The organism is Neobacillus sp. YX16 (genome assembly GCF_030123505.1).
GTDB lineage: Bacteria > Bacillota > Bacilli > Bacillales > Cytobacillaceae > Neobacillus.
The window spans coordinates 3,370,792-3,392,684 of record NZ_CP126115.1; the positions used below are offsets into that span (position 1 = coordinate 3,370,792).

Annotated in this window: 20 protein-coding genes and 1 pseudogene; 7 read left to right on the forward strand and 14 right to left on the reverse strand. The window is 37.9% G+C overall.

Translation table 11 applies throughout. The features are described 5' to 3' along the window. Nucleotides 1–122: 122 nt before the first annotated feature. From QNH48_RS16345 to QNH48_RS16395, 11 genes are all read right to left on the reverse strand, one after another. Nucleotides 123–1,277, reverse strand: a complete 1,155-nt coding sequence (locus QNH48_RS16345; RefSeq protein ID WP_283951127.1) for a glucose-1-phosphate adenylyltransferase — start codon at nucleotides 1,275–1,277, stop codon at nucleotides 123–125. Nucleotides 1,278–1,570: 293 nt separating this feature from the next. Further along, entirely contained in the window at nucleotides 1,571–3,049 is a 1,479-nt protein-coding gene (locus QNH48_RS16350) for a SulP family inorganic anion transporter (protein ID WP_283951128.1), read from the reverse strand. A 223-nt stretch (nucleotides 3,050–3,272) separates the two neighbouring features. Continuing rightward, nucleotides 3,273–3,845: a 5' nucleotidase, NT5C type gene (locus QNH48_RS16355; protein WP_283951129.1), complete on the reverse strand. Its 573-nt coding sequence runs from the start codon at nucleotides 3,843–3,845 to the stop codon at nucleotides 3,273–3,275. A 1-nt stretch (nucleotide 3,846) separates the two neighbouring features. Next, a complete protein-coding gene (ribD, locus tag QNH48_RS16360; protein ID WP_283951130.1) occupies nucleotides 3,847–4,950 on the reverse strand; it encodes a bifunctional diaminohydroxyphosphoribosylaminopyrimidine deaminase/5-amino-6-(5-phosphoribosylamino)uracil reductase RibD in 1,104 nt (367 codons plus the stop codon). Next, the gene (locus tag QNH48_RS16365; RefSeq protein WP_283951131.1) at nucleotides 4,943–5,698 is read right to left on the reverse strand and encodes a GTP cyclohydrolase II; all 756 of its coding nucleotides are present in this window, start codon (nucleotides 5,696–5,698) and stop codon (nucleotides 4,943–4,945) included. Before QNH48_RS16365 ends, ribD begins: the two co-directional genes overlap by 8 nt. 129 nt (nucleotides 5,699–5,827) lie before the next feature. Beyond that, a complete protein-coding gene (locus tag QNH48_RS16370; RefSeq protein ID WP_283951132.1) occupies nucleotides 5,828–6,463 on the reverse strand; it encodes a pentapeptide repeat-containing protein in 636 nt (211 codons plus the stop codon). Between the two features lie 67 nt (nucleotides 6,464–6,530). Beyond that, nucleotides 6,531–7,250 carry a YebC/PmpR family DNA-binding transcriptional regulator gene (locus tag QNH48_RS16375; protein WP_095246956.1) on the reverse strand — a complete coding sequence of 240 codons (720 nt, stop codon included), beginning with the start codon at nucleotides 7,248–7,250 and terminating at the stop codon, nucleotides 6,531–6,533. Between the two features lie 193 nt (nucleotides 7,251–7,443). Further along, on the reverse strand, nucleotides 7,444–8,244 hold the full coding sequence (locus tag QNH48_RS16380; protein ID WP_283951133.1) for a hypothetical protein: 801 nt from the start codon (nucleotides 8,242–8,244) through the stop codon (nucleotides 7,444–7,446). Nucleotides 8,245–8,410: 166 nt separating this feature from the next. After that, on the reverse strand, nucleotides 8,411–8,611 hold the full coding sequence (locus QNH48_RS16385; protein WP_283951134.1) for a CDGSH iron-sulfur domain-containing protein: 201 nt from the start codon (nucleotides 8,609–8,611) through the stop codon (nucleotides 8,411–8,413). 5 nt (nucleotides 8,612–8,616) lie between these two features. Then, the gene (gene folE / locus QNH48_RS16390) at nucleotides 8,617–9,201 is read right to left on the reverse strand and encodes a GTP cyclohydrolase I FolE (RefSeq protein ID WP_283955795.1); all 585 of its coding nucleotides are present in this window, start codon (nucleotides 9,199–9,201) and stop codon (nucleotides 8,617–8,619) included. Between the two features lie 93 nt (nucleotides 9,202–9,294). Next, a complete protein-coding gene (locus tag QNH48_RS16395; RefSeq protein WP_283951135.1) occupies nucleotides 9,295–9,969 on the reverse strand; it encodes a helix-turn-helix transcriptional regulator in 675 nt (224 codons plus the stop codon). Nucleotides 9,970–10,111: 142 nt separating this feature from the next. On the opposite strand from QNH48_RS16395, the gene QNH48_RS16400 reads away from it, so the two are divergent. Next, the gene (locus QNH48_RS16400; protein WP_283951136.1) at nucleotides 10,112–10,885 is read left to right on the forward strand and encodes a VanZ family protein; all 774 of its coding nucleotides are present in this window, start codon (nucleotides 10,112–10,114) and stop codon (nucleotides 10,883–10,885) included. 371 nt (nucleotides 10,886–11,256) lie between these two features. Here the strand turns inward: QNH48_RS16400 and QNH48_RS16405 are convergent. From QNH48_RS16405 to QNH48_RS16415, 3 genes and pseudogenes are all read right to left on the reverse strand, one after another. Beyond that, nucleotides 11,257–11,671, reverse strand: a pseudogene (locus QNH48_RS16405) (ABC transporter ATP-binding protein); the annotation flags it as partial. Between the two features lie 53 nt (nucleotides 11,672–11,724). Next, nucleotides 11,725–13,080 (reverse strand): arsenic transporter, encoded by a 1,356-nt coding sequence (locus tag QNH48_RS16410; protein ID WP_283951137.1) that lies wholly within the window; start codon nucleotides 13,078–13,080, stop codon nucleotides 11,725–11,727. A gap of 211 nt (nucleotides 13,081–13,291) precedes the next feature. Next, nucleotides 13,292–14,851: a hypothetical protein gene (locus tag QNH48_RS16415; protein WP_283951138.1), complete on the reverse strand. Its 1,560-nt coding sequence runs from the start codon at nucleotides 14,849–14,851 to the stop codon at nucleotides 13,292–13,294. Nucleotides 14,852–15,145: 294 nt separating this feature from the next. On the opposite strand from QNH48_RS16415, the gene QNH48_RS16420 reads away from it, so the two are divergent. The 6 genes from QNH48_RS16420 to QNH48_RS16445 all read left to right on the forward strand — a co-directional run bounded on the left by QNH48_RS16420 (nucleotide 15,146) and on the right by QNH48_RS16445 (nucleotide 21,807). Further along, nucleotides 15,146–16,213 carry a CotH kinase family protein gene (locus tag QNH48_RS16420; RefSeq protein ID WP_283951139.1) on the forward strand — a complete coding sequence of 356 codons (1,068 nt, stop codon included), beginning with the start codon at nucleotides 15,146–15,148 and terminating at the stop codon, nucleotides 16,211–16,213. A 153-nt stretch (nucleotides 16,214–16,366) separates the two neighbouring features. Continuing rightward, a complete protein-coding gene (locus tag QNH48_RS16425; RefSeq protein ID WP_095246968.1) occupies nucleotides 16,367–16,912 on the forward strand; it encodes a hypothetical protein in 546 nt (181 codons plus the stop codon). Between the two features lie 64 nt (nucleotides 16,913–16,976). Beyond that, entirely contained in the window at nucleotides 16,977–18,194 is a 1,218-nt protein-coding gene (locus QNH48_RS16430) for a hypothetical protein (protein WP_283951140.1), read from the forward strand. Nucleotides 18,195–18,371: 177 nt separating this feature from the next. Further along, on the forward strand, nucleotides 18,372–19,043 hold the full coding sequence (locus QNH48_RS16435; protein ID WP_283951141.1) for a DUF2642 domain-containing protein: 672 nt from the start codon (nucleotides 18,372–18,374) through the stop codon (nucleotides 19,041–19,043). Nucleotides 19,044–19,201: 158 nt separating this feature from the next. Then, complete coding sequence (locus tag QNH48_RS16440) at nucleotides 19,202–20,392, forward strand: M14 family metallopeptidase (protein WP_283951142.1); 1,191 nt, start codon at nucleotides 19,202–19,204, stop codon at nucleotides 20,390–20,392. A 1,022-nt stretch (nucleotides 20,393–21,414) separates the two neighbouring features. Further along, complete coding sequence (locus QNH48_RS16445; protein ID WP_283951143.1) at nucleotides 21,415–21,807, forward strand: thiol-disulfide oxidoreductase DCC family protein; 393 nt, start codon at nucleotides 21,415–21,417, stop codon at nucleotides 21,805–21,807. Nucleotides 21,808–21,893: the final 86 nt, after the last annotated feature.

The following is a 21,893-nucleotide window of genomic DNA, read 5'->3' on the forward strand; positions in this document are numbered from 1 at the left end:
GAGATAATAATAGAACAAATTTCTATTCTAGTCAAATCCCTTTTATTGAAATTTGTAGATATCCCGCAATATTCTCTTTATAACAATAAAAAATGCGAAACCTGGTAGATTCCGCATTAACATTATTTATAAACGAGTGGTTTAATCGTTTGGTTATCTCCTATTAAAGTGATTTCACTAAATGGTATTGGTATTCCTACTTTTGCATTTGCCGAAATTAAGCTCCCGCTTCCAACGACGGAGCGAAAAATTTCAGCATTTTCACCAATGATCGTACTCGGTAAAATAACGGAATCCTTAATGAATGCTCCATGGCCTACTGTCACACCGTAAAACAGCACAGAATTTTCAACCTTTCCATAAACCTTGCAGCCTTCACTAATAATGGATTGGTGTAAGGAAGCATTTCCATCTAAATACATTGGTGGATGGCTCATCCCATTCGTATAAATAATCCATTCCTCATTCTTAAGTATCGGGCTAGTGTTTACCGATAGAAGATCCATATGAGCTTCCCAAAAGCTTTGGACAGTTCCAACATCCTTCCAATAACCATTAAATCGATAGGCATGTAAGTGGCAGTTATCCTGAATCATAGAAGGAATAACATCCTTACCGAAATCTTTCGTAGAAAATGGATTGTTTTCTTCTTTTTCTAGAAATTCCTTTAAAATTGACCAATTAAACAAATAAATCCCCATTGAAGCTAAATTAGACTTGGGATAAACAGGCTTTTCCTCAAACTCAATAATCCGATTTGAATCAGGATCAATATTCATGATTCCGAATCTGCTGGCTTCACTCCAAGGGACTTTAATGACTGAAATGGTAGCATCAGCTCCAGAGCGCTTATGATCTTCTACCATATGACTGTAATCCATTTTATAAATGTGATCACCTGAAAGGATAAGTACATATTCTGGGTTTTGATTTTCAATATAGCGGAAATTTTCGAAAACGGCATGTGCGGTACCTTCATAGCTGCTATCTTTTTTATCATTTTGTTTTGGATGCAGTATAGCCACTCCGCCAATTTTTGGGTTAAGCCCCCATTTTTCACCGTCCGCAATATAATTCTGCAGGCTTTCTTGTTTGTATTGTGTAAGGATTCCAACTGTATCAATCTTAGAGTTTTTACAATTACTTAGTGCAAAATCTATAATTCGGTATTTACCTCCAAAGGGGACAGCTGGCTTCGCTAAATTCTGAGTTAATTCCTTTAGCCGGGTTCCCTTCCCTCCTGCTAACAACATAGCAACACATTGTTTTTTTGTCATGAGAATACCTCCTTTTTCAAAAACAATTTCGATTATGTAATACTTATTCGCCCTCATTGTAGCACCTGTGATTAGTGGAAAATATCTATAAATTGCGACGGGTTAATCATAAATTCGACGGTATTCCTTTTGACCATCAAAAATAAACAAGAAATAATAATAGACCACGACCAAATAGAAACTGTTTATGTCGAATATGAACGATGTAATAATTGAAAAATATGAAAATTATGTGAATGATTTTTCTCACAAAAAAACACGCTGTTTTTTTTCAAACAGCGTGTTTCTATCTATTAATGTCCGACTGCCTTTTCAAGATTACCTGGTTTATTATGAACTGCTAACTTTTCTATCAATTTAGTACTCTCTTTATTTAGACCTATTAACTGAACTTTTATGCCATTCTGATGGTATTTTATGATTACTTTATCAATGGCTCCTACAGCCGAATCATCCCATAAATGTGCCTGTGTTAAATCAATCGTTACGTCTTTTACATCCTCATTGTAATGAAAGCTTTCTACAAATTCTGTTACAGATGCAAAGAATAATTGACCTGAGACAGTGTAGACTTTTTTATGTGAACCTTTTGAAGGTAATGTGGTTACTTTTACTTTTGAAATCTTTGAAGCGAAGAAAATGGCACTTAATAAAATTCCTACCAGAACACCTTTTGATAAATCATGTGTCACAAGAACCGTCCCCACGGTCGCAATCATTACAATCGTATCAGAAATTGGAGTCTTATGAATGTTTTTTAAAGCTGACCAATCAAATGTGCCGATGGAAACCATGAACATGACACCAACTAATGCTGCCATTGGAATTTGTACCAAAAGATCATTTAAAAGGATGATTAAGACCATTAGAAAGACACCTGCTACTAACGCTGATAACCTGCCTCTACCCCCGGATTTCACGTTAATAACTGATTGGCCAATCATAGCACATCCAGCCATACCGCCGAAAAACCCTGATACAATATTTGCGATTCCTTGTCCTCTTGCTTCCTTATTCTTGTCACTAGTGGTATCCGTCATATCGTCCACAATGCTAGCTGTTAATAAAGATTCCACCAACCCAACAATCGCAATAGATAGTGAATAGGGGAAAATGATTTGTAATGTTTCAAAGGTTAACGGAATATCAGGTATTAAGAAAAATGGAAGAGTCTGAGTCAATTCGCCCATATCACCTATCGTACGTACTCCACTTCCAGTCATTACTGCAATTACGGTAATGGTGATAATCGCTACTAATGGAGATGGAACAACCTTGGTAAAACGTGGGAAGATATAAATGATGGCTAAGGCTCCGGCTACCATCGCATACATTGCCCAAGATTCTCCAACAAAGTGGGTTAATTGTGCAGAAAAAATTAAGATTGCGAGTGCATTAACGAATCCAATCATGACGGAACGCGGTACAAATTTCATTAACCGGCCTAATTTGAGAACGCCCATTACGATTTGAATTACACCCGTTAGGATGGTTGCAGCAAGTAGGTATTGCAGCCCGTAATCTGCCACTAACGTTACCATGACCAATGCAGTCGCACCCGTTGCGGCGGAAATCATTCCCGGTCTTCCCCCTACAAATGCGATGACAACAGCAATACAAAAAGATGCATACAAACCGATCATCGGGTCCACTCCAGCAATAAGTGAAAAGGCTATTGCTTCTGGAATTAATGCCATAGCGACCACGATTCCGGATAGTACATCCCCCTTGATGTTACCGAACCATTGATCTTTAAGTGTGTTACTTTTCATGAAGCACCTCTTTTCAATTCTATATTTTTGTTTGACTTTCAACTCTCATGAAAGCCAGGGCCGTTGTGAACAAATCACAGTATAAATGATTGTGACAAATTTGTGAAATAGAATGTAAACGCGCACATTAATCCTTTCTGCTGTTTTACTCCCCCTTTCTCTAGTTTTCTATCTGATTCTGTGAAAAACTAAAAAACAGAAGGGCTATGCCCTTCTGTTTTCTCTATTCAAGCTCATTTTTTAATACTTCATTTAAGTCGGTCCAATCTAATATTCGGGGATAGTGTAAATGCCGATTATATGACTGGTCCCTAACAAACACTTTTAAGGAATCATGTGAAAGTGTATCTAAGACCTCAGCTTTATCATCAAAGTAATAATCTAGCTTTAATTCTTTGATTATTTCAACCTTCTCATGATCTTGCATTCCATAGTAAAAACGGTCATCGCGAACAGGGAAACCTTGTTCTTTCATCCATTTTTTCGTCCGTTCTCCATGTTCTTTTGGTCTTGCGGTTATGTAATAAATTTCATGTCCTTTTTCAATAAGTGCCTGTAAGGTTTCAACCGCATTTGGAAACGGAGGGCAGTCCGTATAATAAATCTCCTCTAATGAAGTTTTCCACATTTCACTTCCCTCTTCATCAGTTAATCCAAAGGGCTCGTGGATTTCAACCCTTTTTAACTCGTGGAATACTTCGGATGGTACGTTTTTGTTTAACCTTTTATTGTAAATCGTAAATGCATGTTCTCTCAGGTTGATTAAAGTATCATCAATATCAAAACCAAATTTCATATCAAAGCCCCTCGTGAGAGTATATCGGATATCCAGTAAATTTATAATCGCTGCCGATTTGCTGTAAAGATAGATTAGATAAATTCACTGCGTCTCTCATTTTATCAAACCCAGCCCCAGCTAAAAAGGATGGAGCATTGTGACCGCCAATTATTTTTGGAGCCATATACAAGACTACTTTATCAATTAATTTTTTTTCTAAGAACGACCAGTTGACCGTTCCTCCTCCTTCAATTAAAACAGAAGAGACTAATTTTTCACCTAATAGTTGAAGGACTTCCTCGGGATTAACATTTTTTGATCCTGTCGTTTGAAATACCATTACTCCAGAGTCCTCGAGGATTTTTCGCTTTTCTTTGTCAAAATTCTCGCTTGTAAATATCCATGTTTCAGCCAGGTTATCCGTAATCACCTTCGATTCTAAAGGGATTCTTAAAGTAGAATCTAAAACGATTCGAATCGGATTACGGCCATTTGGTATTCGTGTAGTAAGCTCAGGATCATCCTTAATTACCGTGTTTACCCCAACTAGGATGCCCATATTTTCATTTCTAAGATGATGAACATCTCTTCGTGCTTCCTCAGAAGTAATCCATTTACTATCAAAGGAATGTGTAGCAATTTTCCCATCTAGGGTGATTCCTGCTTTCAATGTAACAAACGGTTTTTTCTCAACAATAAATTTATTAAAAACTTCGTTCATATTTTGTGATTCTTCTTGGCGTACTCCAACAATAACTTCGATTCCGGCATCCTCTAGAATTTTCACACCATTCCCTGATACAACCGGATTAGGATCAAGGGTTGCAATCACAACCTTTTTAATTCCTGCTTCTACAATAGCTACGGCACAAGGTCCTGTCCTTCCGTGGTGGGAACACGGTTCAAGGGTCACATAAATGGTACCGTCTTTTGCTTTATCACCAGCCATCCGAAGCGCGTGAATCTCTGCATGCGGCTCTCCTGCCTTCAAGTGAGTACCTATTCCTACTACACGGTTATCATTGACAATAACTGAACCGACCAATGGATTGGGGTCCGTTTGGCCTTTCATCGCCTGTGCATTTTTTAATGCCAAATCCATATAAAATTCATGATTAGTCATTTGGATAAGTCCTTTCATCTTCTTCTAGATGACCTGACTTTTTAATTTTTGTCTGTAAATATTTCTCATTGTATTCAGAAATATCTCCCCATAAAGGCTGACGTCCTGACACCTCTAAACCAGCTTCTTTTAACGCATTCAATTTTTTTGGATTGTTTGTCATTAAGGTTACTGGTTTTTGACGAATGGCTTTTAGAACTTGAATGGCATCACCATAGTTCCTTGAATCATCAACAAACCCTAAACCTTCATTCGCTTCTACTGTGTCATATCCGTTTTCTTGTAGTACATAGGCCATTGCTTTACTAAATAAGCCGATTCCTCTGCCCTCATGGTTAGCTAAATAGAACAATGCACCTGTTCCATGCTCCTGAATCATTTTCATTGATTGTTTAAGCTGGTAGCCGCAATCACAGCGCTTACTGCCAAAAATATCACCTGTATGACAAATGGAATGCATGCGAATAATCGCATCCGCTCCATACTCAAAGTCCCCATAAACTAAGACACTTGACTGCTGAAATTCAGCTAAGTTGGAAGATGATAATTTATCGATAATCCTTTCGAAGTCCTCTGTAACCTCATCACAATTTAACCAGCAGTACCATTTGAACTCCACAGTTTCTCCGTATAAATTAACGGGGAGCTTTATAGGTCCGACTAAATAAATGGCCCCTTTTTCCGTTTTTATTAATTGGATTTTATCTTCTAATACCGAAAGTACCTTAGAATCCAGACTTTGTTTCATTTATATATCCCCTTTTTTATTAGTTTGTCATATTCATTTTTATTTCATGCTTATCCTTTGAGCGGGATGTGATTAATTTCTTCATAACCCCTAAGAGGGAGCAATCTAATGAGAGCTCCCTAATAACTCCTATTTTATTATCAATCCTAATAATCGTGCAAATCCTAAGGCTTGATCTTCTGTAACTTCACAGCCAGCTATATCTTTTATAGAAACATTTATTCGATCAAAGGTACAGGTACTTAAATCAATCCCCTTTAAAGGGGTTTGTTCAAAATTGGCTTCATTTAAATCACATTCTTTAAATGCTACCTTAGTAAAATTGGATTCATAATAGTCAGCATTGCGAAGTAAACATGAATCAAAACGTACCTGCTTTAGTTTGGAATATCCAAACGAAATCAAATTTGCATTGCAATTTTGAAACAAAACATTTCCGAGTGAGGCGTCGGAAAGATTTAGGCCAAGGATTTTAGAGTCTTTAAATTCAACTCGATGAATGCTTCCATCTCTAAAATCTGTATTGGATAAATCACAGTGATCAAAAATAACGTCAGTTAATTCGATGCTTTTAAAAGAAACATCAGTAAAAGTGACATTTTTAAAAATGACTTGTTCGAACCGTATTCTATGTATTTCTTCACTCATAATGGAACAATCACTTATGATACTCATTTCATAATAAGGCTCATCCATTGATTGAAAACTTGTAGATGTTAAATCATCAGGTATTTTGGGTTGTTGAATTTTAAAAGTATTTGCCATTTTAAATCCATCCTTACGAATAATCTAATAGAAAAGACCTTTGTTAAACAAAGGTCTGCATAAAGTACTATTCACCTAAATCGACATTGTGATAAATTCGTTGAACATCTTCAAGATCTTCCAATACATCAATCATTTTTTCGAATTTTGCTTGTGCATCCTCAGGAAGAGTCAATTCGTTTTGTGCCAGCATCGTTAGTTCTGCGACAGTGAATTCAGTGATTCCCACATTTTTAAATGCTTCTTGCACGGCATGGAACTGTTCGGGTTCAGCATAAACGATAACAGATTCATCTTCTTCTAAGATGTCACGTACGTCAACATCAGCTTCCATTAAGATTTCAAGAACTTCATCGGCTGTTTTTCCTTCAAGACCAATAACCGCTGTGGCATCAAACATATAAGCAACAGATCCGCTGACTCCCATGTTTCCGCCATTCTTACCAAATGCAGCACGAACATCAGATGCTGTACGGTTCACGTTATTGGTTAAAGCGTCAACGATAACCATTGAACCATTAGGACCGAAACCTTCGTAACGAAGCTCAGAGTAGCTTTCTTCTGAACCGCCTTTAGCTTTGTCTATCGCACGGTCAATAATGTGTCTTGGTACATTGTACGTTTTAGCACGTTCTAATACAAATTTTAAAGCTTGATTAGATTCAGGGTTCGGTTCACCACTTCTCGCTGCTACATAAATTTCAACTCCAAATTTTGCATAAATACGGCTTGTATTTGCATCCTTTGAGGCTTTCTTTTCTTTAATATTGTTCCATTTACGGCCCATACTGTCCACTCACTTTCAATATTGACTCTACATAAGAATAGTAATAGAAATAGATTGCATCTTCAACCAATTTCTGAAAATCATACGTTAATGCAAATAATATTATACCGTATTTGGGCAATTTGTTAAGTAGTAAAAAGCATACTTTATAGCTGTAATGAAAAAAAGTCAGGAAAATTAGTTCCTGACTTTTTTAGGATAATTTTAGTTTTGCGATAAATTTGATTTCATTTTGAAACTTTTCTAGTATTTCTTCAAAAGATGAATTGATTAATAACGGGAATAGATTTTCGAGTGCTTCCTGATAATTTTGCCCTAATGCTTCCCTCAAAAGAACATATTCGTGAAAAAGTAATGCTTTTTCAAAATCAATTCCAAGCTCATATAAGCCACGAAACAAAGTCTCTTTTGGAATTTGTTTAATCTTTTTATAGATTTTTTCATTTTTTTCAATGAATTTTTCTTCTAAATAACTCGTTACATAATCCCTGTATACCATTTGCCCAATATCATTTGTTTCTTTTTTCGTGTAATTAAAGCCAATGACACGGCCTTCCTTATTTTCACGTATAATAAAGGTTTTATTGCCTTTTAAATGTTGAATGAAATTCTTTACACTTTTATCAAAAATTTTGTTAAATTGGATGATTTGATGGAGTTTGACAGCAAAATCTGTATTTTCTTCACCGATCACAAATAATCTGTCCACAATAGGCAATAGTTTTAATACTCCTTCAGAAAGCTGACTCGAGGCATCATAGATAATAATGTCGAACTCTTTCTTCATTTTTTTTACAATCCGTTTTTGTTCTGTTAGTGTCAATTTAGAAAAATCATGGATTACCTCTTCAGAAAGACCTTCTTTTTCTAATGTGCCATATGAAATAAATGCAGCCGATAAATCAGTATTCATTTTTAGCCAATGATAAATAGATAATGATAATTCCGTTACACCTGATTTTGCCTTTGGCGAATAAAAACCGACCAAGTACATATTACTCACCTGCCTTTTATTACTATAGTATTTAAATAAGGATATAAAGGTTAAAGACAAACTCTTGCTTCTTCATTTTTTTTTAAAAAAGGCTCTAATTGAATGTTTATAGAAAAAAAAGAATGACATCTCAATGATGTCATCCTTGGTGCTTCTTATCTAATCATTATCCTGAAGCTCTTGGGCTGCTTTCAAATCCGCCTCTTTTATGTGACCCATCACAAAATGGTTTCTTGTTGGACAGTCCGCACCTGCAAAGATAAACTTTTGCTTTTTTCGTATATTCATTACCCTCTGAATCAACTAATTGAAACTCACCGGTTACTTCCAATGGACCATTATCAGATATTTTTATTCTATTTTCCATATATCCTACTCCCTTGCGTTTTTTATAAGTGAATAAAATTCAGCTCGAAGATCTGGTCGATTTTCATAGATGCCAAGAAGGCTCGATGTTGTGGTCACGGCATTCGCCTTCTTTATTCCTCTGCTGCACATACACATATGCTTCGCTTCAACGACAACAATTGTTCCTTCTGGCTCTAAGACTTCTTCAATGGCTTCCGCTATCTGTGTCGTAAGTCGCTCCTGGACCTGGAATCTTTTAGCATAGCCTTCCACCAAACGCGCCATTTTGGAAAGGCCGGTTATTTTCTCCTTTGGGATATAGCCAATATGTGCAACTCCAAAGAATGGAGAAAAATGATGTTCGCATAAAGAATAAAACTCGATATCTTTTATTAAAATAAGCCCCTTATGGTGGATATCAAAGGTTTTTTCTAAGTGAAGTTTAGGGTCTTCATGATAGCCTTCCGTGTACTCAAGGAAGGCTTTAAGCACTCTATATGGTGTTTCCTGTAATCCATCACGCTCTGGGTCATCACCGCAAAGTTTAATTAATTGTTTTATTGCTTCAGTAAAAGTCGTAACATTGATTAAGTTACCATTTTCCTCAATGGTTTGCTTGTTAAATAAATGTGGAAATTTTTCACATAAAATAAGCAGCTGCTCACTCTTCAAAACCACATCATCCCTTTTTGATTTATAGGATTACTCATCCTCAATGATGATACGTGATGTGTTTTCAGTTATAGGTTCATTCAATAAAACCTGAAATGCACAACATCCATCACCATTCTGAAGTCGTTTCTCTCTCTTTACAGAACACCCTAATAAATGAGTTAATACAGAAACGCTTACACTACAAAGTATTGGCCGCTTTATAGCAACATTATGGAATGGACAGTTACGCTCTATAAGGGAATATGAATTATCTTTGTTTTCTAGTTCCATAAATGAGTCATCTTTCTTATAAAAGTCCTTTAATATGTCTAAGCGTTCGATTGTACTTAATCCAGCTAACTTTGGTTCCCACTGGCGAATTCTTTCCTCAATCATCGCAGATAGAAGGTTTTTAAGTACATCCTCCCCTAAAAGTGTTAACGTATCGAAAACCTCAATCGTTAATTGATCATAATTTTTATTGAATAGATGTTCCCCTGCTGTGGTTAATCGGTACTGCCATAAAGGACGGCCAACACCGTTATTCTCTGAAAAGCGAGTAACCCACCCTTCTTTTTCTAGTTGTACGAGATGTTGACGTACGGCTTCGCCACTCATATCCATGCTTCCAGCCAGCTCGCTAATCGTCGATGATCCTTTATTTTTTATTATGCCAATGATTCTGCGGCGCGGTTCTGACAAATGATTAACGAGGATACTCATCAACAACCCACCTTTTTTCACCTTTGATTAAATATATTCAGGGAAAAGTATAATAGTTCAAGTTTTTTATTGGAAAATTTGATTTATTGAAAAAACAAAAAAGCCCTTTCGGCTGAAAGGACTGATTGACATTGTTATTAATATGTTGGGTAGCCATATGGATAGTAACCTGTTGGATACGGTGCTGGGTACGGATATGGATATCCACCATAGCCCCTTTTACTGTATGGAGGATAGATGTCCAAGGAATGGGCGCCCGCAGCAGCCTTCCTTAAATAATAGAATGGGTGATATAATGAAAGAAATCGTTAAAGAGGTCGGTTCTATGAAAAAATCATTTCTAGTATCCTTGATTATATCTATCGCTCTATTTCTAATATTGTCTCCTGTCCTATTTCAATTACTGGCCTATCTTCACCCGGTCGTTTTAGGTGTTATTTTATTCTGTTTGGTTTTGGCAGTCTTCTTCCTAGTCTTATTAATTCGCAAACAAACCTTACATTTTCCCTATTCAAAATTACGTATTCTATTAATACTTTACTCTATTGCTTTATTCATTTTGCTATTCTTCCGACCTAGTGACCAAATCTATCAGTCCATTAACCTGGTGCCTTTTTCCACCATTACCTTTTATTTATCCGGAAAAGTGAACGGGTTAGTTTCCTTTTATAATTTGGCAGCAAATATAGCCTTGTTCATTCCATTTGGAATTTTTCTGAAAATGAAAGAACGCAGTATTTTTCAATTAGTTTATATCCCTATTCTTTTCATTTCCTTGATAGAGTTGCTTCAATATTTTACTGTAAGAGGCAGCCTGGATATTGATGATCTCATCTTAAATGTACTAGGATTTTTTATTGGTTATCTTGTATATCCACTTTTCACAAAGATTTTTAAAGTCTCTCTACAAAAATAAGAGCCAACGGGACCATATACAAAGTCCTGCTGGCTCTTTTTGGTATGCTTATTTTTTGAACATGGCACTCAATTGAGACCATTTGAATTTTTCTCCGTATACCATTACACCTTTAACATATATTCGGGAAGCAGCGTAAGAAATCAAGCCAATTGAAATAACTAAAACGGTGCCGCTAATTAATAATTCAAGGGTGCTTATTTCCCCCATAACAAATTTAGAATAGGCCACAATGGGTGAAAAGAACGGAAAGTGGTAACGAGTCCTCCCGTTGGATCCATCATGGTTTTGATTCCAACCATTAATGCCCCAACCACAAGAACCATAACAGGTCCCATAACGCTTCCTAAATCCTCTGTTCTGGATATGATATGTAATAATGTCGCAACCAACTGAACTTTTTGTTGGTTTCCCTTCGAGAGATCGCCTGCCATCTTGTCTATACATAGCAATATCAAAGCGATCTAACCAATAATCGACACTTTTTTTAATACTCTGCTTGTTCATTCCTTCTAATCTAGCAAAATACGAAAGTTGGTCAACCACCTTCGCTTTCGGATATAGGCCCCTCTCTTCTGGTAAATAACCAAATGAAGCCCCCTTCAGCCCTTTTTGATGTTTCCACATGACGCTGCCTTCATCTGGAGTAACCAGACCAAGCATCATCTTTATTGTGGTTGTCTTTCCTGCGCCATTTCTTCCTAGAAGTCCAAATACTTCTCCTGTAGAAACGGAAAATGAAAGATGTTCAACTGCATTTTTTTTCTCCATATTGAAATTTTCCATATCCTTACAAGAAAAATAAGGACCCCCCTGTAGGTGAATCCTTTACACTAGTTTTATACAAAGACGAGCAGTAACCATAGGTATAAACTTAGGAGGGTGAAGACTAATGTTGGCGGAATGACAATAATGGTAACTTTTATATAATCCAACCAGGATATTTTTATATTATTCTTCTTGAGGATATCCAGCCATAATAATGTTGCCAGGGTCCCTATAGGCAGGATTAAGGAACCGATATCACTCCCAATAATATTAGCCAAGTAGACGGTCTGGGTTAATAATGGTTTTAATCCCATTTCAGTTAATGCCAGTGTCGAAACCATTAAGGCAGGATGGTTGTTAAAAATATTGGATAAGAAGGCTGTTATGATTCCCATGGTTACGCTGGCGTGAAGTAAACTGCCATTTACAATGGAACTTAGTTGGTCCACCATTAGGGTCGTTAATCCAATATTGTGTAATCCATATATTAGAATATACATGCTAAAAGCGAAAATTAAGACATGCCATGGAATTTTGGTTAATACGTCTTTTGGATTTTTCTTTAAATGAATCCATCTCCAAATTAATAAAATGATTGAACCAAGAACAGCTACCAATGAAACAGAAATGTTCAAAAATGAGGCTACAAAAAGGCTGATTCTAACAATAAATACAAAGATGAGCATTTGGATCATTAGTTTCTTTTGTTTTTCAAACATATCCTCGTTTTTTCTTTGTAGTGGATGAAAGCGGTTGTTATTTAACAATGGCAAGGTGTAGGAATGAAGCCGGATTTCTTTAGGGATGTCCTTCTTGAAAACGAGGAGGAGCAGAAAAGCCAAAAATAGTAGTCCAATGGTAGCGGGAACAAACATCATCGCTGTTTGCAGATAGAGATCCATTCCGATAATTTTTAGAGCAATTAAATTTACAATATTACTTACCCCTATTGGTGCGCTCGAAGCAGTTGCAATTAATGCACCGCTTAATAAATAGGGAATCTTTTGTCGGTTCTTTAAACCGATATTTTTAAAAATCAGGATGAGTATTGGTGTGGTAATGAGAATACTACCATCATTGTTAAAAAACATTGTCATTAAAAAACATAGTAATAATGTATACCAGAACAAACGAATTCCGGACCCTTTTGATACTTTTAACATTAGTGCTGCCGTCCATCTAAAGAAGCCGAAACTTTCAAGAACGATTGCCATAACGATGGTTGCGATAATCGTTACCGCTGCTCCCGTTACTTTCGAGCTTATATCTAATAAGTCAGTTAGCGAAACGCTTCCGCTTAGCATGACAATGATTGCCCCAATCGTTGCAGGGATAGCTTCATTCATATTTTTCGGACGGATAAATATCATCACCATAGTTATAAAAAAAGCAAATATGGTTATGATCACCGTCGTTGGATGATACATATAATTTATTTCACTCCTTTCAACTGTCTAAAATTTCATTCTAAGATTTCTCCTTTTTCTGCCTTCTCTTGTCCTTTGCTTTATCATACGTAGCTCCTTAGGGGCTTGAACTAAACGAATATCTTGAATTTATGTAAATCAGCAGGTATCTAGAAATTTTATTAAAATAAAGGTTGGATTAACGTCTAACTTTTAGTAGCTAAACCAATGCCTAGAGGGTGCCTTTATAGGCAACTATCTTACGGATTTTGTGGCAACCACAAAAAACCGGTACTCCGATAGTACCGGTTTGAGATTTATTATTTTTTTCCTTTTGAGCCCTTGCTGCGGTGTGAGCCTTTACTGCCTTTAGATCCTTTGCTTCCGCCAGAACCCTTATTTCCCTTTGCCCCTTTTCCGCCTTTTCCGCCTTTGGATCCTTTGCTGCCGTGTGAGCCTTTACTGCCTTTAGATCCTTTGCTGCCACCAGAACCCCTACTGCCCTTGGAACCTTTGGAGCCGTGTGATCCTTTCCCGCCTTTGGGTCCTTTGCTACCCTGCGATCCTTTACTGCCTTTGGAACCTTTGGAGCCATGTGAGCCTTTACTGCCTTTGGAACCTTTGCTTCCGCTAGAACCCTTACTGCCCTTGGAACCTTTGGAACCGTGCGATCCTTTCCCGCCTTTGGGTCCTTTGCTACCGTGCGATCCTTTACTGCCTTTGGATCCTTTGGAGCCATGTGAGCCCTTACTGCCTTTGGAACCATTGGAGTCGTGTGAGCCTTTACTGCCTTTGGATCCTTTTTTACCACCATATCCATAACCGCCATAAGAACCTTTACTTCCGCCAGAACCATGTGAGCCCTTGGACCCTTTACTACCGCCAGAGCCACGTGAGCCCTTGGACCCTTTACTTCCTGCAGAGCCACGTGAGCCCTTGGACCCTTTACTACCGCCAGAGCCACGTGAGCCCTTGGACCCTTTACTACCGCCAGAGCCACGTGAGCCCTTGGACCCTTTACTACCGCCAGAGCCACGTGAGCCTTTGGACCCTTTACTACCGCCAGAGCCACGTGAGCCCTTGGACCCTTTGCTTCCGCCAGAGCCATGTGAGCCCTTAGATCCTCTGCTTCCACCTGAACCATGTCCGCCTTTTCTACCCTTTGGACCTTTTCTACCCTTTGGACCTTTTCGTCCCTTTGGGCCTTTAGGACCCTTACTGCCACGAGAGCCACCGGAACCCCTTGATCCTTTGCTGCCCTTACTTCCACCCGAACCGCGCGAGCCTTTTGAACCCTTACTTCCACTAGAACCGCGCGAGCCTTTTGAACCCTTACTTCCACTAGAACCGCGCGAGCCTTTTGAACCCTTACTTCCACTAGAACCGCGCGAGCCTTTAGATCCTTTACTTCCGCCCGAACCACGGGAGCCTTTAGATCCTTTACTTCCGCCCGAACCGCGGGAGCCTTTAGATCCTCTGCTTCCACCCGAACTGTGTTTGCCTTTTCTTCCTTTAGGACCCTTAGGACCTTTTCGACCTTTCGGGCCTTTAGGACCTTTCTTTCGTCGAGACCCACCAGAACCGCGCGAGCCTTTTGATCCTTTACTACCACCCGAACCGTGTGAACCCTTGGACCCCCTACTTCCACCAGATTCCTTGCTGCCTCTACTGCCGCAAGTCCCATGACTGCCCCTTGAGCCAATACTTCCTTTAGACCCCCGACTCCCATCTGACCCTTTGCTGCCACTTGAATCTGAATCCTCACAGAAACATTTTTTGTCTTGCTTCTCATCTGGATTGTTATTTAGAAATAAAACGACGCCATTATCCTTCGCTTTTGACAGCATCTGATTCATGTCCTTCTTCATCTGGGTTTTCCACCACTTTCCATAAAAATATATTTTCACTCTAATTTATGGTAATAAAGCGGTACTTGATATAGACAAACATATATTTTTAAAATTCATTTCACAAATATTTAAATGTCCACCTTTGTCCTATATCAAAATAGTGGATGTTTGTACTGCACATTCAACTGGGAAGCTGCATACTATCTAGAAAAAAATGAATGTATAGGAGTATTAACTTGTTAAAATACGAAATCTTCATTAATCCAAAATGGCTTAAGAAAATGGAAGATGATATTTGGGAGAATGAGCATTTCCCTGCAGTCTTAAAAATTGACGATAATCGATACAAGATCGGAATCACCTATCGGGGAAATGTGATTAGAAAGAAGAAGAAAAAGTCCTATAATATTATTTTTCAAAACCCATATCTTGTCGAAGCTGCTCACGAAATTCATCTAAATGCAGAATACGATGACATTTCACTAAGCCGCAATAAGCTCTCTCTTGATTTTTTCGATCGTATTGGTGTAATTTCTCCACACTCTAAGCACGTACTTCTTTATATAAATGGTTTTTGTAAAGGAATTTATTTAGAGCTGGAATCGTTTGATCAACATCTTTTAAAAAAAAGAAATCTTCCAGTTGGACCCATCATATATGCCACCAATTATTTTGCAAACTTTTCCTTACTCTCGCCTGAGAACGAACTAAAAACCAGTTTAGATGAGGGATACACGATAAAATATGGAGAACCAAATGATCTGTCTTTGTTAGAGGACTTCATTGAAATGATCAACACCTTTCCTAATGAGGAGTTTGAAAAGGAAGTTGGTAAAATCCTAGATATTGAGAAATACCTAAGATGGCTTGCCGGGGTTGTATGTACTCAGAACTTTGACGGCTTTATCCATAACTATGCTCTTTATCTAAATACCAAAAACAACCTGTTTGAAATAACCCCTTGGGACTATGATGGGACCTGGGGAAGAGACCTTCATGGAAGAACGCTAGAACACGATTTTGTTCCCCTTAGTGGCTATAATACCTTGACGGGCAGGATTCTCCATATTTACCCATATCGATCTAAATACAAGGAAATCATGTCTTCGATTTTAGAAAATCACTTTAATGTGGAAACATTGGAACCGATAATTAAAGGGCAATTTCAAACATTAAAGCCGTTTATTAGGACAGATCCCTATATAAATATGGATGAGGAATATTTTGATAAAGAAATAGATGTCATTGTGAAGTTTATTATAAATAGAAATGGTTATTTAAAAAAAGAACTGGCATTTTTATGACCCTTTTAACACGGTATATGAACTCCATATACCTTTTTTTTGCCTATTTTTTCAAAAAGATAAGAAAAAAGGCTCGTCGTTTAGTACAACATCACACCGTGACACATATAAATGCAGTGTAAAAGTTTATTTATTTAAAGGAGGATAAATATTGTGAATAACGACATGTGGAAGTCTTTAGTGGGGAAGACGATCAAGGTTGACAGAGGTGGCCCAGAATCAAGAATTGGGAAATTAATGGCGGTTCTTGACGATCACCTGGTAGTGTTAACAAAGGATGACGGGGTGATTTATTACAATACTCACCATGTCAAAAGTGTAACTGAAAATTCAAAGGACACGATGGATATCGGGATTGAGGTTCCTGAAAACTTTGAATTTAAAAGCGCAGCTAACTTCCAAGGTCTTTTAGAAAGCTTAAAATTCCAATGGGTAAGAATTAACCGTGGAGGTCCAGAAAAATTAGAAGGTGTAATTAGTGAAATCAACAAGGACTTCTTATCGTTAATTAGTAAAGAAGAAGTTGTTCGTGTATCTATGTGGCATATCCGAAATATTAGCTATGGTTTGAAAATCGAAAGTGAAAACAAAGAAGAAAGTAAAGATCAAGGTTCTGAGCAAAACACTATGTCTCAAACAGAAAAGCAAGTAGTGAGACAAAGAGTTGTCCGTGCAGAAAATTCTCAAGTAAGACAATGACAAATAGAACTCTTGTCGCTTCTCTAAAGAGAAGCGACAAATTTACCCTAAGGAGGAAGTTTGAATGGGATCAGATAATTTTTCATCAACTGTAGATTTACTAAAAGGCTTTTATGTGAATCTATACGTTGGTGAAGAAATTATAAAAGGAAAATTAATGGGCGTAGAAACCGATCATATTATCCTTGAAGATGATAATCAATACGTCTATTACTATAGCATTGACAAAATTCAGGCGATAACAAAAAATACGAAACAGTATAAAGGTGAAGACATCACCACTGAATTTATGCAAACTCAAAGTTTAGCGGACTTATTAAGCTCATTAAAGAATTCATGGGTATCTATACTGTGCTTAAATAAGCAATCATTTACCGGCGTTTTAAGTATCGTCGATGCTGACTTCGTTACCCTGATTAATGGCGAAGACCGCATTTTAATCAAAATCTCGCACATTTCAAATATATTAAAAGGCTATCGGAAAGAAGAAAAACAAGAAGAAAACAAAAATGAAACGGAATCAGCTGTTTCCGAAAGTAACACAGAAGATACAAATGACAATTATGTAGAAACTCAAGTTTTCGTGAAACAGGAGTCAAATCTTCAGCAGCCCGTAGTAGCGGATATAATAGAAAATGATGCAGTTGTCTCTCCAAAAGTAAGTGTGAATCAACCGGAAACGGAAAAAAGGGTTTGGACTGAACCTGTTAAAAACTCAGTACCAGTCGCAAAAATTAGCAATGACATAAAAATAGTTAAGGAAGAAAAAAAGCAAAATGCACACAATGAGAGCATTCCTCAAAATGTAAGGCAAAACAGCCATATCGAAAGTAAATGGTCAAAAACTGAATTACCTCAAAAGCATCAAGAGGAAGTTAAAAAACAAAAATCAGAAGTGGTCATTCAAAACATCGTTAAGAACGAGAAAGAAAGTATCCAAAAACCAACTAGTTCCAAGGTTGATAAAAGAGTCCAAGTAAAACAGCCTGTACGCGAGCAAAAGAAATCTGAACCTGAAACGAAAAATGAAGGAACGGCGAAATCTCCACAGGAGTTAATTAATAAAGTGAAACAAGTAAAAGAAACGATTGATACGAATCCTCTAATGAAAATAGAAAAGACAAAAAGAAACCAAGTAGAAAGTAAAAAAGAGGATAAAAAACCGAAGGCACAAGAAGTTGGGGCATCCCGTTTTGCTGGTGAACCAGCAACGCGTGATTTTGACCGCAGGTCCATCTTCTCTGGTTGGCCAAATCGGAATCAATCACAAAAACGTATTTAATCACTCCCCTAACTTATGGCAGTAAATGATTATCCGTAAACCAAAATTCCTTATTCCTGTGCCGAATAGTACCCATCATAAATTTTACAATAAAGAGCAGGGCATCTATCCTAGTAGATTCCAATTATGCGGCCCTCTCTTATTGTAGAATCGTTTTACTAGAAAGGATGTGATAAAATGAAAATAAAAGACCATATTGGTACCTATATTAAACTAGAAATCTCCGGAAATAAGCCTATAAGCGGAATCTTAATCGACATCGGCAGTGACTTGTGGGTTATTTACAATGGTTATGATTATTTATACATCCCTACCGTTCATATTCAAAATTGGAAGTTTCCGAAAGAAGAAGAAATGGATGAAATCATTACTCTATCAGATGACCAATCTCCTATATTTAACCCTAACGAGGAAATTTCATTGCGAAAAACCCTTACGGCAGCAAAGGGCATCTTCACAGAAATATATGTTACGAGTAAACAAGCCATTCACGGTTATATTATCAGCATCATGAACAATTATTTTGTTTTTTACTCTCCTATTTATAAAACGATGTTTATCTCCCTCAACCATTTAAAATGGTTAATTCCGTATACAAATAACCAGCGTCCCTATGGTTTAAGCAACGCGAATTTGCCAGTTAATCCATCTAACATAACATTCGCACGTTCATTTGAAGTCCAGATTGAAAAATTAGTTGGAACATTAATTGTATTTAATATTGGAGAAAATGAGAATGTTATGGGGAAAATCATGGGAATAAAAAATAATTTCATTGAATTGATCACGGCTAAAGGAAACCCGGTCTTTTTAAATCTTCAACATATCAAAACCGTCCATATGACGTAAATAATCAGATCAGTGCTCCACATAACTACCTACAGAGTGTCTACGACACTCTTTATTTGTTCGTAGTAATACACTAGAAATGCATGATAACTTACATAAAGGCTCACCATCGATGCATACATTTTTAATAATACCATTATGACCATCAGGAGGATTACATGGATATCTATGTGAGGCAAGGCGATTCTTTATGGTATTTCAGCCAACTGTATGGAATAAATCTTCAGCTGATAGTCGATTCTAATCGTGATATTCAACCAAACCAGCTTGCAGCAGGACAGCGGATTCGTATTCCCGGTTTTGTTGCCCAGAGTTATCAGATTAGACGTGGTGATTCTTTTTGGGGGATTGCCCAAAGGAGTAATCTTTCACTTGATGCATTGCTGCTTGCTAACCCTAATGTAAATCCGAATCGATTGTCTATAGGGCAAACCATCAGGGTTCCACTTAGGATAACCTGGAGGCTGGTACAAGGTAAGCAGCATTATGATTTTAGCAGAATGATGAATGATATCGCTCGTTTGCAAAATGTTTACCCATTTCTGCGTGTAACAAACGCTGGAAATTCAGTTCTTGGCAATCGGATTCCTGAAGTTCTTATTGGCAATGGCGGAAAAAGAGTTCATTATAATGCTGCTTTTCATGCAAATGAATGGATAACGACTCCTGTCTTAATGACGTTTTTAAATGATTATTGTTTATCGCTTACGAATGGAAATTCCATCCGTGGTCTATCTACTTCACCTTTATACCAACAAACGCTGCTCTCTCTTGTGCCAATGGTTAATCCTGATGGTGTTAGTCTAGTCATGAATGGTCCTCCTGAAAATGAAACATGGAGAAATAGAGTGATAGAACTTAATCGGGGCAGTACTGATTTTTCAGGCTGGAAAGCCAATATTAGAGGGGTAGATCTAAATGACCAGTTCCCTGCCCGTTGGGAATTAGAGAAAGCAAGGAACCCTAGTCAGCCTGGGCCGCGTGATTATGTAGGTGAGCATCCTTTATCCGAGCCCGAAGCTGTAGCAATGGCCGATTTAACGAGAAAACGTGATTTTGCTCGAGTGCTTGCCTTCCATACCCAAGGTGAAGTTATCTACTGGGGATTCGAAAACCTGGAACCGCCAGAATCAGAAATTCTAGTTAATGAGTTTGCCAGAGTCAGTGGGTACCAGCCTGTTAAAACCATTGAGAGCTATGCTGGGTATAAGGATTGGTTCATACAAGATTGGCGTCGGCCTGGATTTACCGTCGAGCTCGGCAGCGGAACCAACCCCCTCCCTATCTCCCAATTTGACGAAATTTATGAGAAGACACTTGGAATCTTTTTGGCGGCGTTGTATATGTAGTGAAGGTTGACCTATTTTTTAATTGAAATGGGTCTTTTTTTTTTGAAAATGTTTTAGGAAATTGTGGGTGGAATTTTATTATCCGAGAGTGTTTTTCGTTATCCGAGAGTGTTTTTCGTTATCCGAGAGTAATTCTGGTTATCCGAGAGTAATTCTGGTTATCCGAGAGTAATTCTGGTTATCCGAGAGTAATTCTGGTTATCCGAGAGTAATTCTGGTTATCCGAGAGTAATTCTGGTTATCCGAGAGTAATTCTGGTTATCCGAGAGTAATTCTGGTTATCCGAGAGTAATTCTGGCTATCCGAGAGTAATTCTGGCTATCCGAGAGTAATTCTGGTTATCCGAAAGTAATTCTGGTTATCCGAGAGTAATTCTGGTTATCCGAGAGTAATTCTGGCTATCCGAGAGTAATTCTGGCTATCCGAGAGTAATTCTGGCTATCCGAGAGTAATTCTGGCTATCCGCCAGTGTTTCCGGCTATCCGCCCGTATTTCTGGCCATCCGCCAGTAATTCCGGCCATCCGCCAGTGTTTCCGGCTATCCGCCAGTAATTCCGGCTATCCGCCAGTAATTCCGGCCATCCGCCAGTGTTTCCGGCTATCCGCCAGTAATTCCGGCTATCCGCCAGTAATTCCGGCCATCCGCCAGTGTTTCCGGCTATCCGCCCGTATTTCTGGCCATCCGCCAGTGTTTCCGGCTATCCGCCAGTAATTCCGTCTATCCGCCAGTGTTTCCGGCTATCCGCCAGTATTTCTGGCCATCCGCCAGTAATTCCGTCTATCCGCCAGTAATTCCGGCCATCCGCCAGTATTTCTGGCTATCCGCCAGTAATTCCGGCCATCCGCCAGTGTTTCCGGCCATCCGCCAGTATTTCTGGCTATCCGCCAGTATTACTGCCCATCCGCCAGTAATAATGATAACAATACAGAGTCTTAAGAAAATTTTGTTTTTTATTAAGCGATATTTTGAGATTTTTAATATAATATAATATAAAGAATGTGTAAAAAGGAAAAGGTGAAGTATGGAAAGTATCATATTATTTGACGGGGTATGTAACCTTTGTAATAGCGGAGTACAATTCATTATCAAAAGAGATTTGAAGTGTCATTTTAAGTTCGCTTCTCTCCAAAGTGAAACGGGACAGATGCTTTTAAACAAATACAGGGTTAATAATAAGATAGACAGTATTATCGTCATTGAAAATGAAGAAGTTTATATAAAATCTAGTGCAGCACTACATATTGCTCGGTACCTTGATGGTTACTGGAGATACTTAACAATCTTGAAGGTCCTCCCTCCTTTTGTTAGAGATTTCCTATATGACATTTTGGCAAAAAATCGTTACAAATGGTTTGGAAAAAAGGATTCTTGTATGCTGCCTACCTTGGAAATGAAAAAGAGATTTTTAGAGTAAAAAAAATTTGCAAGTATGGACGTGTTCACTACATGCCTGTACAAAGATGTACATATATTATAGTAACCCATGATACAATACCTCCT